Origin of the sequence: Thermomonas carbonis, assembly GCF_014396975.1 — a bacterium.
Classification (GTDB): domain Bacteria; phylum Pseudomonadota; class Gammaproteobacteria; order Xanthomonadales; family Xanthomonadaceae; genus Thermomonas; species Thermomonas carbonis.
The window spans coordinates 1,328,828-1,344,298 of sequence record NZ_CP060719.1 but is presented as its reverse complement, the minus strand read 5'-3'; the positions used below and the strand labels follow the sequence as shown (position 1 = coordinate 1,344,298).

The 15,471-nt window shown below is 66.5% G+C and carries 9 protein-coding genes; 3 read left to right on the top strand and 6 right to left on the bottom strand.

Annotated elements, in window-relative coordinates; genetic code table 11:
- Both H9L16_RS06090 and H9L16_RS06085 read right to left on the bottom strand, forming a co-directional pair.
- Positions 1-987 (bottom strand): TRAP transporter substrate-binding protein, encoded by a 987-nt coding sequence (locus tag H9L16_RS06090; protein WP_187553649.1) that lies wholly within the window; start codon positions 985-987, stop codon positions 1-3.
- Positions 984-1,790 (bottom strand): 2-keto-4-pentenoate hydratase, encoded by an 807-nt coding sequence (locus H9L16_RS06085; protein WP_229796647.1) that lies wholly within the window; start codon positions 1,788-1,790, stop codon positions 984-986. Before H9L16_RS06085 ends, H9L16_RS06090 begins: the two co-directional genes overlap by 4 nt.
- 121 nt (positions 1,791-1,911) lie before the next feature.
- Between H9L16_RS06085 and H9L16_RS06080 the strand changes: the two genes are divergently transcribed.
- Positions 1,912-3,258 carry a pectate lyase family protein gene (locus tag H9L16_RS06080; protein WP_187553647.1) on the top strand — a complete coding sequence of 449 codons (1,347 nt, stop codon included), beginning with the start codon at positions 1,912-1,914 and terminating at the stop codon, positions 3,256-3,258.
- 7 nt (positions 3,259-3,265) lie between these two features.
- A complete protein-coding gene (locus H9L16_RS06075) occupies positions 3,266-4,849 on the top strand; it encodes a carboxylesterase/lipase family protein (protein ID WP_187553646.1) in 1,584 nt (527 codons plus the stop codon).
- A gap of 56 nt (positions 4,850-4,905) precedes the next feature.
- Here the strand turns inward: H9L16_RS06075 and H9L16_RS06070 are convergent, their stop codons facing one another.
- Both H9L16_RS06070 and H9L16_RS06065 read right to left on the bottom strand, forming a co-directional pair.
- Positions 4,906-7,863 (bottom strand): TonB-dependent receptor, encoded by a 2,958-nt coding sequence (locus H9L16_RS06070; protein WP_187553645.1) that lies wholly within the window; start codon positions 7,861-7,863, stop codon positions 4,906-4,908.
- A gap of 106 nt (positions 7,864-7,969) precedes the next feature.
- Positions 7,970-10,765, bottom strand: a complete 2,796-nt coding sequence (locus H9L16_RS06065; RefSeq protein ID WP_187553644.1) for a TonB-dependent receptor — start codon at positions 10,763-10,765, stop codon at positions 7,970-7,972.
- Positions 10,766-10,943: 178 nt separating this feature from the next.
- Here H9L16_RS06065 and H9L16_RS06060 point away from each other — a divergent pair, with 178 nt between their 5' ends.
- Positions 10,944-11,966, top strand: a complete 1,023-nt coding sequence (locus H9L16_RS06060; protein ID WP_187553643.1) for a sugar kinase — start codon at positions 10,944-10,946, stop codon at positions 11,964-11,966.
- Between the two features lie 69 nt (positions 11,967-12,035).
- On the opposite strand, the gene sppA is transcribed toward H9L16_RS06060, so the two are convergent.
- Positions 12,036-13,928 carry a signal peptide peptidase SppA gene (sppA, locus tag H9L16_RS06055; RefSeq protein WP_187553642.1) on the bottom strand — a complete coding sequence of 631 codons (1,893 nt, stop codon included), beginning with the start codon at positions 13,926-13,928 and terminating at the stop codon, positions 12,036-12,038.
- A 73-nt stretch (positions 13,929-14,001) separates the two neighbouring features.
- A complete protein-coding gene (locus tag H9L16_RS06050; protein ID WP_187553641.1) occupies positions 14,002-15,393 on the bottom strand; it encodes an MATE family efflux transporter in 1,392 nt (463 codons plus the stop codon).
- Between the last annotated feature and the right edge of the window lie 78 nt (positions 15,394-15,471).

Here is a 15,471-nt window from a genome sequence, read left to right as displayed (position 1 = left end):
TCAGGCGGCGTCGCGGATGCGACGGTAAAGGGCCTGGATCTCGGGCTGTTGCAGGTAGCGGTCGCGCAGCGGTCGCGCGGCGGCGTGGAACGCGGCCATGTCGACCTCGTTGCTGCGGATGCCGGCATCGAGCACGGCCTGGCGCGCCTTGCCTTCCGACTCGTCCCACTTCGCACGCATCACCGCGACCGAGGCGCGCGCGGTCTCGCGCACCAGCTGGCGGTCGGCCGGCGACAGCGCGTCGAAGGTGCGGCGCGACAGCAGCAGGATGTCCGGCGCGTAGGAATGCTCGGTCTGCGACCAGTACTGCGCGGCCTCGAAGTGGCGACTGGAATGGAAGCTGCGCATGTTGTTCTCGGCACCATCGATCATGTGCGTCTCCATGCCGGAGAAAGTGTCGCCCAGCGACATCGGCGTGGGATTCGCGCCGAGCAGGCGAACCAGCTCGATGAAGATGTCGGAACTTGCCACGCGCAGCTTCAGGCCATGCAGGTCCTTCGGCATCACGATCGGGTGCTTGGTGTTGTAGAAGCAGCGCGCACCGCTGTCGTACACGGCCAGCCCGACCAGATCGCGTGACGCGAACCCGGCCAGCACCGACTCCGCCAGGCCGCCGTCCAGCGCGCGACGCATGTGCGCGACCGAATCGAACACGTACGGCAGGCACAGCGCACGGGTCAGCGGGAACGCGTTGTTGAGTGCGCCCGAATACACGCGGGTGATGTCGATGGCACCGAAGCGGGCCATGTCGATCGCCTCTGACTCGCGGCCGAGCTGGCCGGAGTGGTACAGGCGCAGCTTCAGGCGGCCGTCGGTCTCGCGTTCCAGGGTCTCGCCGATCCAGCGCACCGCCTCGACCGTCGGGTAGTCCTTGACGTGCACGTCGGTGGCCGTGAGCAGGCGGGTATCCGCCGCCCACGTGCGCGGCAGCATGGCCGCGCCGGCAGCAGCGACCGCGCCGGTCAGGAACTGTCGACGCGTGTTCATGGCCACTCCTGCGGTTGGGCGACGATCGCGGTGATCTGGAACGAGGCCAGCCCCGGGAATTCCACCCGCGACTGTTGCCCGGCCACGATGTCATGGATGCCGGTGGCCGCGCCGGTGGACACGTATTGACCCGCACGCAGCGGCAGTCCGCGTCGCGCGCAGCGCGACAGGGCGAATACCAGCGCGGCCAGCGGACCGCCGGGAATCGAACTGGCGCGACCGCTGCCGACCGACATCCCGTCGATGAAGGTTTCGCAGGGCAGCTCGTCCATCGAACGTTGCTGCCAGTCGGCGATGGCCGGGCCCAGGATCAGGCCGGCGTTGTTGCCGTAATCGGAGACCACCACCGGCGGACCGAGACGGTTGATATCGGGCAGCGCACTGCCTGCCAGTTCCACGCCCACGCGCAGGCTGTCGACCAGCGCCGCGGCTTCGTCAAAGGTCCAATCGGTCTTGCCGGCCGCCGCATCCGCGCCCAGCACGAAGATGAATTCGGCCTCGATCGCGGCGAAGCCATCGGTGATCACGGGAAATGTCCCCCGATGGTCATGAGGTCGCTGCACGCGGTTTTCGAAGATCGGCCCGACCAGGCGATCCTCGCCCAACCTGTCGACCCACGTGTCCGGGATCTTGCCGACCTTCCAGCCGGCGATCGACGATGGCCACATCGGGATCGCCGCATCCTGGCAAGCGTAGCCTGCATCAAGGCTTGCGGGGATCGTCCCCGGATACTGCGGCAATGCGCTGGCCAGCCGGCGGGCCTCCACCAGCTGCTGCGCGATTGCCCGACTGTCTATGTCCACGATCCGATCCATCCCCTGCCCCGACCCCCTCCTGCATGTGCGGAAAGGTTGTATAGGAAACCGGTGTCAATGACAATGTGCACTGCACTATGATCGGCAACGTCTCCTGGGAGGGAACGCCATGACCCATCGCATCACCGGTCGCACGTCGACCATCCGCCAGCTCGGCCTGGCCTTGCTGCTGGCCTGCGCCACGCCGCTCGCCGCGCAGCAAGCCCCGCCGCCGCAACTCGCCTTCCCCGGCGCGATGGGCTGGGCCGCGCACACGCCGGGCGGGCGCGGCGGCAGGATCATCCGGGTCACCACCCTGGCCACGGAAGGCCCCGGCTCGCTGCGCGAAGCGATCGACGCCAAGGGCCCACGGATCGTGGTGTTCGAAGTCGGCGGCGTGATCGACCTCGGGGTCAAGTCGCTGAAGATCAAGGAACCTTTTCTGACCATCGCCGGACAGACCGCGCCGCAGCCGGGCATCACCCTGGTCCGCGGCGGCATCGACCTCAGCGCGCACAACGTGATCATCCAGCACCTGCGCGTGCGGCCGGGCGAAGCCGGGCTAGCGAAGATGGCCGGCACCGACTTCGACTCGATCAGCACGGTCGGCGCGCACGACGTGATCGTCGATCACTGCTCGCTGACCTGGTCGAGCGACGAGAACCTGTCGGCCTCCGGCACCCGCTTCAAGGGCGACACGCCCGAACAGTGGCGCGCCGGCACTTCGCACCGGATCACCTTCAGCAACAACATCCTCGCCGAAGGCCTCGGCTACGCGACGCACGCAAAGGGCGAACATTCGAAGGGTTCGCTGATCCACGACAACGCGCGCGACATCCTGATCATCGGCAACCTCTACTCGCAGAACCGCGAACGCAATCCGATGTTCAAGGGCGGCACCCAGGGGTGGGTGGTCAACAACCTGATCAACAATCCGGGACAGCGCGCGGTGCACTACAACCTGATCGCCGCCGAATGGGACGGCCATCCCTATCAGGACGGGCAACTGGTGCTGGTCGGCAATTCGATGCGCGGCGGCCCGAACACGCCGGAGCGCACGCCGTTCTTCCAGTTCGGTGGCTCCGGCTGGCTGGACCTGTACATGGAAGACAACCTGGCGGTGGATCGCTATGGCGAGACCTTGCCGCAGACCGGCCGCTACAGCAGCAACAGCGCCGGCTGGCGCATGCTCAAGACGCGTCCGCCGCTGCCGTTCGGAGTCAAGCCGATGCCGGCCAAGGACGTGCAGGACAGCGTGCTGGCCAACGCCGGCGCGCGTCCGTGGGATCGCGATGACATCGACCGGCGCATCCTCGAGAACGCCATCGAAGGCCGCGGCAAGCACATCGACAGCGAAGCCGAAGTGGGCGGCTATCCGAAGGTCGCGGAGACGCGGCAGGCGTTCGTGCCCGCGGACTGGAACCTGGACACGATGGAACCGCTGAAACCACTTCCACGCCGTGAACCGCTGCGCTGAGGCGGCGATGGATCGCGATCGCCGGCACCTGCTGAAAGCGTCGCTCGCACTCGCGCTGGCCGCTTCCGCGCCTGGCTTCGCTGCGACAGGCATCGAACGCAGCAGCGCACGCACGCGCAGCGGCCGCATCCTCGGCCTGCGCAGCGGCGACCTGCACGTGTTCCGCGGCATCCGCTACGGCGCGGACACCTCGACGCATCGCTTCCAGCCTCCGCAACGCGAAGCTCCATGGCGAGGCGCGCGCGATGCGAGCGCGTTCGGCAGCAGCGCACCGCAAGGCGGCAACGACGGGCCGGGCAGCGAGGACTGCCTGTTCCTCAATGTCACCACGCCCGGCCTGCGCGACGGCAAGCGGCGACCGATCCTGTTCTACATCCATGGCGGCGGCTTCAACAACGGCAGCGGCAGCGATCCGCTGTACGACGGCAGGCAGCTGTGCACGCATGGCGACGTGGTGGTGGTCACCGTCAACCATCGCCTCAACGCATTCGGCTATCTCTACCTCGGCGAGTTGGATGAGCGTTTCGCCGAGTCCGGCAATGTCGGCCAGCTGGATCTGATCGCAGCCTTGCAGTGGGTACGCGAGCACGCCGCGGAGTTCGGTGGCGATGCCGGCAACGTGACCGTGTTCGGCCAGTCCGGGGGCGGCGCCAAGATCGCCACGCTGATGGCGATGCCGGCCGCGCGCGGGTTGTTCCATCGCGCATGGACGATGAGCGGACAGCAGGTCACCGCCGCCGGGCCGCGTGCCGCCGCGCAACGCGCGAAGCTGATGATGGACGCGCTCGGCGCGCGCGATGTCGATGCGTTGTTGCGCATCCCTGCAGCGACATTGATTGAAGCGCTGCGCACCCGCGATCCTTCGCGGGTCGAAGACACCGCGCTGTACTTCGGCCCGGTACTCGCCGGCGAGGCCTTGCCGCGGCATCCGTTCTGGCCGGATGCGCCATCGCAATCGGCCTCGATCCCGATGGTGATCGGCAATACCCGCGACGAAACCCGCGCCTTCCTCGGCAACGATCCCGGGAATTTCGCGCTGACATGGGACACGCTGCCGGCAAAACTGCGCGCGCAGCAATTCGTCGACCTCGACCCGAACGATGTCATCGCCGAATACCGTCGCCTGTATCCGCAGTACACGCCGTCGGAGGTCTTCTTCGCCGCTACCACTGCCGGCCGTTCCTGGCGCGGCGCGGTGGAAGAACTCGAAGTGCGCGCACGCGATGGTCGCGGCAACACCTGGGCCTATCAGCTCGACTGGTATCCGCGCGATGTCGAGGGCGGCGAACAATGCCGCGCGTTCCACACACTCGACATCCCGCTGGTGTTCGACACCATCGCGCAGCCTGGTTCGCGCACCGGCATCAGCAACGAAGCGCGTGCCGTGGCGACATCAATGCGTGATGCCCTACTCGCCTTCGCCCGCAGCGGCGATCCGCGCACCGGTGCGACCACGACGTGGTCGCCGTATTCGCTGCCGCGTCGCGAAACGATGGTGTTCGGCGCGACGCCGGCGATGCAGGACGACCCGCGCGGCGGCGAACGCGCGTTGTATCAACGCGTGCCATTCGTGCAGCGCGGGACGTTCTGATCGCGGACCACAAAAAGCCGCCGGACGCGAACGTCCGACGGCCCAGGGGTTGTGGATCAGAACTTGTAGCGCAGGCCCAGCAGGAACTCGCGGCCGGTGTGGTGGTAGACCGATGTGCTGTCGCGGACCGAATCCACGAACTGCTGGTTGTAGGCATCGGTCAGGTTGATGCCTTCCAGGCTGAAGCTGAGCTGCTTGTTGAGCTTGTACGACATCGAGGCATCCACGCTGCGGGTTCCGCGCTTGCCTTCTACGTCGTTGCCGTTCTGGCCCGGCACACGCTGCAGGTAGTTGGAACGATAGGCCGTCGACACGCGCGCACTGAACGTGCCGTTGTCGTAGTACACGGTCGCGTTGTGCGAATCCGGCGACAGGTTGACCAGGTCGTTCTCGAAGGTGACGTCGGAATTGGCCACGTCCGAGTTGCCGTAGGTGATCGTCGATTCGACGTGGGTGTAGTTCAACTGCAGGCCGAAATCCTTCCAGAAGCCAGGCAGGAAGGTGAAGGGCTGCTGGTAGTTGATTTCGACGCCCTTCAACGGACCGCCCGGCGTGTTGATCCACTGGCGCAGATCGACCTCGTTCTGCAGGTCGAAGCCGGCCGGCACCCATTCGACCGGCAGGCCGGTCTCCGCATACGTCATCGTCGCGCGGAATTCCTGGATGTAGGTATCGATGTCCTTGTAGAACAGACCGACCGACAACAGCGAATCCTTGGCGAAATACCACTCGGCGCTCAGGTCCACGGTGGTGGCACGGAACGGATCCAGGAACGGATTGCCCACGCGCGCGGTGCTGGTCCCGCCCGTCGAATTGAAGGTGATGCCGGAGCCGGGATTCAGCGCGCCCAGTTGCGGCCGCGCCATCACCTTGGCCGCACCGAAGCGCAGCACCAGCGTCTCGGCGGCATCCCATGCCAGGTTCACCGACGGCAGCCAGTCGTTGTAGCTGTGGTTGTAGTTGACCGCGGTGCCGCCGCCGACCGAGGAGTAACCGACGGTGTCGATCTCGGTCCTGGCATAGCGGATGCCGGCATTGCCGCGCAGCGGACGACCGGCCAGGTCGATGTCGAAGTTGGTCTGGAAGTAGCCGCCGGTGTCTTCTTCGCGCACGCCGAAGTTGTTCACCCGCGCATTGCCGTTGGTGATGCTGGTCAGGCTGAAGTCGCCGCCCGGCACGCCGGTATTGCAGTTGCAGTAGATGTCGAACATCGATGCGAGTTTCTCCAGATCCGGCACCAGCCATGACGACGGCGAACTGGAGCCAAGCCCCTTGCCGAAGCCGGTCAGCAGCATGCTGATGTCGGCGATCGAGGTGCCGGCCGGCAACGCCGGGATCAGCAGTTCGTTGGCGCGGCGGAAGTCGCTGGTACTCATGTCGAAGCGCTTCCACGACAGTCCGCCGTGGAAGGTGAACGTCTGGTTGCCGCGGAACTCGAAATCGACCTTGGCGTTGTCGAACTGGTTGCTGGTCGCTTGCGGACGGATGCGGATCTCCGAACCGGTGCTGTTGGCGACCGGATTGCTGATCCAGTTCCACGACGCCGGATTGGCCGGATCCAACGTGCCGTAGGTGATGTCGGGCAAGTCGGGATTGTCGCGGAAGTCCCAGCTGTAACCCTGCAGGTTCTGGATGTCGAAGGTCACCGTGGTCTGCACGGGATTGTCGAACACCGACTTCGAGGTGCCGACCAGCGCACTCATGCTCAGGCGGTCGTTGAAGCGATGCTCCAGCAATGCGCTGAACTGCTTGAACTCGGTGCTCAGCTCGTCGAAGCGCGATTCCGAGCGCACGTCGACGTTGTCGAACACGCCATAGACCAGGTCGCCGCGCTCGTTGACCTCGGCCTCGCGGACGATGGTCTGCGCCTTGCCGCCCTGCGAAGAGTTGCGGCTGAAGGAAATGGTTTGCAGGAAATTCTCGGCGCGGGTCGCGTCGAGCTTGGAGTACATGCCGTCGACGCTGAGCGTGGTGGCGTCGGCCAGCTTGAACTGCAGGGAGCCGGTGATGCCGGTGCGGGTCTGTTCGTGGCTCAGTCGGCCATAGCGCGGCAGGCGCGGGTGGAACGAGTCGCGCGCGGTCTCGTAGGCCGCCACGCTGTCCGCCGTGTTCGCCGGGCGCGGGATCACCACGCCACCGGAGTTGTGGCAATGCGTCGCCGAGGAGCCGCGGCCACTGTTGTTGCCGGGCAGGCGCGGATCATAGCCAAGCGGGCTGCAAAACGTGGTCGTGCCGGAGGTGCCGCCTTCGCCCCAGCGCACGCTGCTGAAGCCTTCCTCGTACAGGCTGCGTTCGCTGTACGACACCGACAGCAGGCCGCCCACGCGACCGTCCGCCCAGGTGTTGGCGATCAGACCGGAGACGCGCGGTTTGGTCGCACCGGACAGGTCGTTGTGCGCCGCCTGCACGGCGATGGTGGAGGTGAAACCGTCGTAGTCGAACGGACGCGCCACTCGCAGATCCACGGTCGCGCCGAGCGAGCCCTCATCGACCTGCGCCGACTGCGTCTTGCGCACGGTCAGGCTGCTGAAGAGTTCCGAGGCGAACACGTTGAAGTCGAAGCCGCGGCTGCGGTTGGCACCGCCGGAACTGTCGGTACCGCCGGTCGTGGACAACGCTTCCATGCCGTTGATGCGCACCCGCGAGAAATCGCCGCCAAGGCCACGCACGCTGATCGAGCGTCCCTCGCCGGCGTCGCGGTCGATGGTGATGCCGGGCACGCGTTGCAGCGATTCCGCGAGATTCAGATCGGGAAACTTGCCGATGTCCTCGGCCATGACCACGTCGATCTGGTCGGCGCTGTCGCGTTTGGCTTCGAGCGCCTTTTCCAGGCTGGCCCGATAACTGCCCCCGACCACGGTGACCTTGTCCAGATCCTTCGGTTCGGGCTTGTTCTGTTCGGCAGTGGCCGCTTGCTGCGCAAGGGCGAGGCCCGGCATCGCGAACAGCGCTGTGGCGATCGCTGCGGACAGCAAGGACACCGGTGTCTTTTTTGCAACGTGCTTGGATCGCATTTCGTCCCTCCCCGGAGCAGGCCGCATCGCGGCCTGTGTCGAAATCGTGATGATTGTTGCCAGGACGACCCGGCCGGATCCCCATCCGGCCGGGTGTCCGCATGGATCAGAACTTGTAGCGCAGGCCCAGCAGGTACTGGCGGCCGGCCTTGCTGTATTCCAGCGGCAACTGCAGGGCCGGGTTGGCGACCCACGATTCCTGCGCCACGTTGGTCAGGTTGCTGCCTTCCAGACTGACCTCGAAATGATCGTTGATCTTGTAGCGGATCGACGCATCCAGCACCGTGGTGCCGCTTTGGCCATGCACACCGCTGGCATCGCTGTTGAAGCCGACTTCGCTGCCCGGCACCTGGATCAGGTAGTCGGCGCGGTTGGTCGCCGACACGCGGCCCGAGAAACGATCGCCCTCGTAGTACAGGGTGGCGTTCCACGAGGTCTTCGACAGGCCGGTCAAGTCTTCCTTCTGCGCCAAGGCACCGGAGGTGAGCAGGTACTGGATCTTCGAATCGACATACGTGTAATTCAACTGCATGCCCAAGTTGCTCAACGCACCAGGCAGGAAGGTGAACGGCTGGGTGTAGTTGACCTCGAATCCGGTCAGCTCGCCGCCCGGGGTGTTGAGCGGCACGGTGAACTGGAAGTCGTCGGTCGGACTGGCACCCGTGCCCACCAGGATGTCGTCAGGCAAGCCGCTGGTATTGAACGGGCGCGATTCGCGGGTGTTCTGGATGAAGCTCTCGATGTCCTTGTAGAACAGGCCCAGGCCGAGCATCGCGCCTTCATCGAAATACCACTCGAAACCGAGGTCGGCAGTCTTGGCGCGCACCGGCTCCAGCAACGGGTTGCCGGCAGTGACGGTCTTTGCCGAACCGCTCACGCTCACGGTCACGCCGGGGCTGAGGCTGCCCAGCGGGGGCCGCGACATCACCTTGGCCGCGCCGAAACGGACCAGGAAATCCGGGCGGATTTCGGCGACCAGGTTCATCGAGGGCAGCACATCGCTGTACTCGCTTTCCACCGTGGTCGGGGTCAACACCGACACGTTGTTGACGCGCGTGGTGGCGATGCCGAACGAGGTCTGGCTGGTGCGCACGTAGCGTACGCCGACGTTACCGGAGAACGGGATCGAACCGAGGTCGGTGTTGAACTCACCCATGACGTAGGCACCGCGATCCTGCTCGCTGACGGCCTGATCGCTGGCAGCGAAGTTGTCGAGTGCGAAGATGCCCGTGCCGTTGAGGATGCCGAACGTCTCCGCGATCTTGGCGAAGTTGAGCACCACCCAATCGTTGGGCGAGCCCTGCAGGCCGCTCAGGCTGGCCAGTTCGGTCATGTCGGCCGGCACCGCGACGGTGCCGCCGCTGAAGGTCGGAACCACGGTTTCCGCGCCGGTACGACGGCGCTCTTTCGAGCCGAACGCGTAGTTCTTGGCCTGGATGCCACCGCGCAGGGTCAGCGATGGATTCAGCGACCACTCGAAGTCCAACTGGCCGGTGTCGAAGCTGTTGGTGACCTCGTTCTGGCGCAGGCGGATCACCGACAGGTTCCAGCCCGCCGGATCGGTGGGATCGAATCCGTAATCGAACACCGGCAGGTTGGGATTGCCGCGATAGTCGTAGCTGTAACCATCGACATTCAGCTTGTCCATCATCACCGTCGCTTGCACCGGGTTGCTGTGATCGGACTTGGAGGTACCGATCTTGCCGGTCACGCGGAAGCTGTCGCTGAAGCGGTGCTCCCCGTCCAGGCTCAGCTGCTTGAACGTGGTGGTCCATTCGTCGTGGCGGCTCTCGGAGCGGATGTCCACGTCATCCATCAGTGCGTACACCAGTGCGCCATTCTCGATCACGCCATCGCGTACCAGGATCTGCCGCTTGCCGGTGGTCCCGCTGGCGCTGAGGCCATTCGCTTCGATGTACTTCTCGTCGCGCACTGCGTCGATCTTGGAATACAGCGCGTCGAGGGTGAACAAGGTGTCCGGCGCGGGCTTGAACTGCAGCGAAGCAGTGATGCCCAGGCGCTTCTGGTCGTGTTCCTGCAGCGTGTAACGCGGGAAGCGCGGCGCGTAGACGTCTGACGCAAGTGCGGGCTGGTACGGCGAGAGCGGGCTGAAGCCGCCGTTGGTGGTGCCGCCCGCCCAGCGCACGGTGCCGGTGCCTTCGTCCAGGGTCTGGCGCTCGGAATACGCCAGCGAGACCAACGCGCCGAACTTGCCATCCGCCCAACTGTTGGACACCAGGCCCGCAAAACGCGGGCTGGTGGTGGAGGCGGCATCGTTGAAGCTGCCCTGCAGATTGGCGCTCGCGGTGAAGCCGTCGTAGTCGAACGGGCGGCCGGTGCGCAGATCCACGGTCGCACCCAGTGAACCTTCCTCGACATCGGCCGAGGCGGTCTTGCGCACGATCAGCTGCGAGAACAGATCGGACGCGAACACGTTGAAATCGAAGCCGCGGCCGCGATTCGCACCACCCTGGCCGTCGCTGCTGCCGACCGAGCTCATCGCTTCCAGCCCGTTGAGGCGCACGCGGGTGAACTGCGGGCCGAGGCCGCGCACGGTGATGCTGCGGCCTTCGCCGGCATCGCGCGCGATCACCACGCCGGGGATGCGCTGCAGCGATTCGGCCAGGTTGAGGTCGGGGAACTTGCCGATGTCCTGGGCCACGATCGCATCGACCACGCCTTTCTCGCTGCGCTTGATGTCGAGCGCCTTTTCCAGGCTGGCGCGATAACTGCTGACGACCTGCACGGTGTCGAGCTCGGTGACCTTGTCGTCCGTCGCGGTCTGCGGGGCTGCCGCGGCGTCCTGGGCAAGGGCGGTGGCAGGCACCATGTGCAACGCGATGGCGATCGACGCCGCCAGGATGGAAACCGGTGTCTTTCTGTTGTTCGTAGTGCGGCGCATCTGAATCCCCTCCCGGGTCAGCGATTGTTTTGATGCGTGCCTTGACGTGGCAGGCGCAGTTGCTTAGGTTCCGAGCGGCGAAAATGACACCGCTGGTCAAAACCGTAGCAAAAGCCGGACGACAAGGCATGCTGCAGTGCGCAACGGCCGGTAAGGTGCAACCTCAAACAGGGAGTGGGTGATGACGGATCGGGTGCTGTGTTTCGGCGAACTCCTGCTGCGCTTGGCCGCGCCAGGCAACGAATTGCTGCTGCAACGGCCGCATCTGGACGTGCACGTGGGCGGTGCCGAAGCGAACGTGGCAGTGGCGCTGGCCGGGTTCGGTCATGCAGTGGCGATGGCCGGGACATTGGCGGACAACGCGCTGGGCCGCGCGGCGCGCGACCAGTTGCGGCGCAACGGCGTGGACACCACGGCGCTGGCGTTCGCACCCGGGCGCATGGGCCTGTATTTCTACACGACAGGGGCCGGGCAACGACCGAGCGAGGTGCTGTACGACCGCGCGCATTCCGCCTTCGCGGACGCACCAGCGCAGAGCCACGACTGGCCCGCGCTGGTCGCCGGCACGCGGCTTTTGCATCTGTCCGGGATCACGCCCGCATTGGGGCCCGGCACCGCGCAGGCAGCACTGGATGGCGCACGCGCGGCACGTGCGCACGGCGCTCTGGTCTGCTTCGACGGCAACTTCCGCGCCAAGCTGTGGGCGGCCTGGGACAGCGACCCGCCGACGATCCTGCGCGGCCTGTTCGCCCAGGCCGACATCGCGTTCGCCGATCATCGCGACATCGGCCTGGTGCTGGGCACCACGTTCGAGGCGGACGATCCGCAGACGCGCTTCGCCACGGCGGCCGGCGCTGCGTTTGCCGCGTTCCCGCACCTGCAACGGATCGCCTGCACCACCCGCACGCAATCCAGCGTGGATCACCACCGGCTGGGCGCGCTGATGGCCACCCGTGATGGCGCGCTGCATGTTTGTCCATCGATGGAACTCGCCGGGATCGTCGATCGCATCGGTGCCGGCGATGCGTTCGCGGCCGGCGTGCTGCACGGGGTGTTGTCGGCGATGGACGATGCCGACAGCCTGGCCTTCGGCCTGGCCAGCGGCGTGCTCAAGCACTACCTGCCGGGCGACGCCTGCACCCTCGGCATCGATGAGGTCATGGCACTGGTCAACGGCGAGCGCCTGGACGTGCGTCGCTGAGGATCCGCGGTTCTGCAAACGACAACGCGCCGCAGGTGCGGCGCGTCGTCTTTGCACATCCAGGAACGGCTACTGCACGGTGCAGAAGCAGTAGGCCAGCGGCGTGACCCGCACATTGCCACGATTGCGCAACGCGTTCTCGATGAAACGCAGCGGTGCCTGCGCCTGCAACTGGCGGGCCAGCACCAGCTCGCCGATGCCGGACGCCTGCAACAGCGACAGCCCGGCGCGGCTCTGCAGCATGCCGCCGAACCACTGCGACAACGGCGTGGCGCTGTCCTCGATGTAGCGCGCCTGCCAGGCGTCCGGCTTGCCCAGCTTGGCGCGCGCGGCGGCATCGGCCAGCGCGGCGTCCAGGCCGCCGAGCACATCGACCAGGCCGCGTTCCTTGGCCTGCGCGCCGCTCCAGACGCGACCGCGCGCGACTTCATCGATCTGCTCGACGCTGCGACCGCGCGCCTGCGCGACCTTGCCGGTGAAGTCGCGGTAGCCCTTCTCGATCACCGCCTGCACGGTGGTCGCCACGCCCGGGTCGAGCGGACGGGTAATGTCGAATGCGCCGGCGTATTTCGCGGTGGACACGCCATCGGTATGCACGCCGATCTTGTCCAGGCTGCGGTCGATGGTCGGGAACAACCCGAAGATGCCGATCGAACCGGTGATCGTCGAGGGGTCGGCGTAGATGCGATCCGCGTTCATGCTGATCCAGTAACCGCCGGACGCGGCGACATCGCCCATCGATACCACCACCGGCTTGCCGGCCGCCTTGATTGCGGCCACCTCGCGACGGATCTGCTCGGACGCGAACACTTCGCCGCCCGGCGAATTCACCCGCAGCACCACCGCTTTCACGTTGTCGTCGTCGCGCGCATCGCGCAGCAACGCCGCGGTGGATTCGCCACCGACCTGGCCCGGCGGCAGCTCGCCACCGGCGATACCGCCTTCGGCCACCACCACCGCGACCTGCGGACGCGCATCGGCCTGCGGCAACGCGCCATCGAGATGCTGCAGGTAGGTGTCCAGCGCGACCTGGCGGAAACCACCGGCGGCGCCGTCATCGGCCACGCCGCGTTCGACGAGCAGGTCCTCGACCTGTTCGCGGGTCTTCAGTCCATCGACCAGCTTCTGGTTGAGTGCCAGCTGCGCAAGGTCGCCATTGACCGCCTTCACCTGTTCGGCCAGCGCGTCGGCCTGCGCGGCCAGCGCGGCCGGCGCGATGCCGCGCGCCTTGCCGGCATCGGCCAGCATCCGTTGCCAGAGGTCGTTCATCCAGAACAGGTCGGCTTCCTTGGATTCCGGTGATGCCGCATCGAGGATGTACGGCTCCGCCGCGGACTTGTATTCGCCGACCTTGAACAGGTGCATGTCCACGCCGAGCTTGTCCTGCAGTGCCTCGCGGAAGTACTGGCGGTACGAGGCCAGGCCTTCCAGCATCACCCCGCCCTGCGACATCGGGTCCAGGTAGATCTCGTTGGCCTGCGCGGCCAGCAGGTACTGGCCCTGGCTGTAGTTGTCGCCGTACGCGACCACCTGCTTCTTCGCCGCCTTGACCTTGGCGATCGCCGCGGCGACATCGCGCATCGAAGCGAATCCACTGGGCTGCAGGTCGTCCAGATGCAGGACCACGCGCTCGATGCGGGTGTCGGTGCGCGCGGCGTCAAGCGCACGCAGCAGGTCGCGCAGGCGCACTTCACGGCAATCGTTGCTGTTGGTGGCGCGGGCGATGTTGCGGCTCAGCGCGTCGCAGCTGAACTGCTCGACCAGCCGGCCTTCCGGCGCGATCACCAGGGTGGAACGCTCGGACAGCGGCGCCAGCTTGCCGCCGCCGAACATCATCGCCAGCACCAGGACCAGCAGCGCCAGGAACAGCAGGTTGAACACCAGCCGGCGGGTGAAATTGACCGTGTCCCACAGGCCGATGGCGATGCGGGCGATGGGTCCGCGACGGCGCGGTTCGTTCATGCGGTAACTCCGGGAAAGGCAACGCCGATGCGGCGCGTGGACATGGACATGCTAGCGGGCATGCGTGAAACGCTCATCCGCCGTCGGTCACCGTGACCGATGGCGAAGTGGACACGATGGGGACACGCAGGCTGCTGCGCAAGAATCGACGCGCCATCAGGAATGCCGCGACGGTCAGCCCGGCGGTCAGGCCGAGCCACATCCCGCGCGGCCCCCAGCCCAGCGCCAGGCCCAGGCCAGCACCCACCGGCATGCCGATGCCCCAATACGCCAGCATCGCAAGCAGCATCGGGATGCGGGTGTCCTTGAGGCCGCGCAACGCACCGGCGGAGAGCACCTGGATGCCGTCCGGGAACTGGAACAGCGCGGCGTACAGCAGCAGCGATGCCGCCAGTGCGGCCACCGCAGCATCGCTGGTGTAAAGCGCGGAGATGGCGTGATTACCGGTCAACAGCACGATCGCGGAGATCGTCTGCGTGGTCAGCACCAGTACCAATCCGGCGAAATACGCGTAGCGCAGGCCGCGGCGATCGCCGCGGCCGAGCGCATGGCCCACGCGGATCGTGGTGGCCTCGGCCACGCCGAACGGGATCATGAAACACATCGAGGCCACGTTGATCGCGATCTGGTGCGCGGCCACCGGCAGTTCGCCCAGCCGGCCGATCAGCAGCGCCGTGACGATGAACAGACTGCCCTCCATCGCCACCATCACCCCGATCGGCAGGCCGGTGCGCAGCAGCTCGCGCTGCACGGCACGACGCGGGCGCTGCCAATGCGAGAACAGCTGCAGGTCGGCGAAGCGGCGCGAGCGCCACAGGTACAGCGCGAACGCGATCGCCTGCGCCCAGAACATCAGCGCGGAGGCGATGCCCAGGCCCGCCGCGCCCATCTCGGGAAAGCCGAAGCGCCCATTGGCCAGCACGTACCCCAGCGGCGCGAGCAACAGCAGGCCGCCGAAACCCAGCACCATCGTCGGCATCGACCAGTGCAGGCCATCGCTGAGATAGCGCATCGCCAGGTACAGGGTGAACGCCGGGATGCCCCAACGGATCGCGTGGATGAAATCGGTCGCGCCGGGAATGATGTCCGTGGCCATGCCCATTGGGGCCAGCGCCAGTGGTGCCAGCGTCATCAGTCCGAACAGCAACACGCCCAGCGCCAATGCCAGCCACAGCGCCTGGCGAAACAGCGGGCCGATCTCGCCGCGACGACCGGCACCATCCAGCTGCGACACGGCCGGCGGCAGCGACATCAGCACGCCCATCGGCAGCATCATCGGCAACCAGAACATCGCCGTGCCGACCGCGACTGCCGCCAGGGTGTCGGTGCCATGGTGGCCGGCGACCACGGTGTCGACGAAGCCGACCAGCCCATGCGACAGATGCCCGGCCGCGAGCGGGGCGGCCAGGCGCGCGGTGCGGGCGACTTCCTCGCGGAAGCGCGGCGGGTTTTTCCTATTGGACATGCGTGCGGTGCGTGGGTTCTCGCCGTCATGCCGGCGAAAGCCGGGATCCAGCATTTGCGATGTATGGCCAGGAGCTGG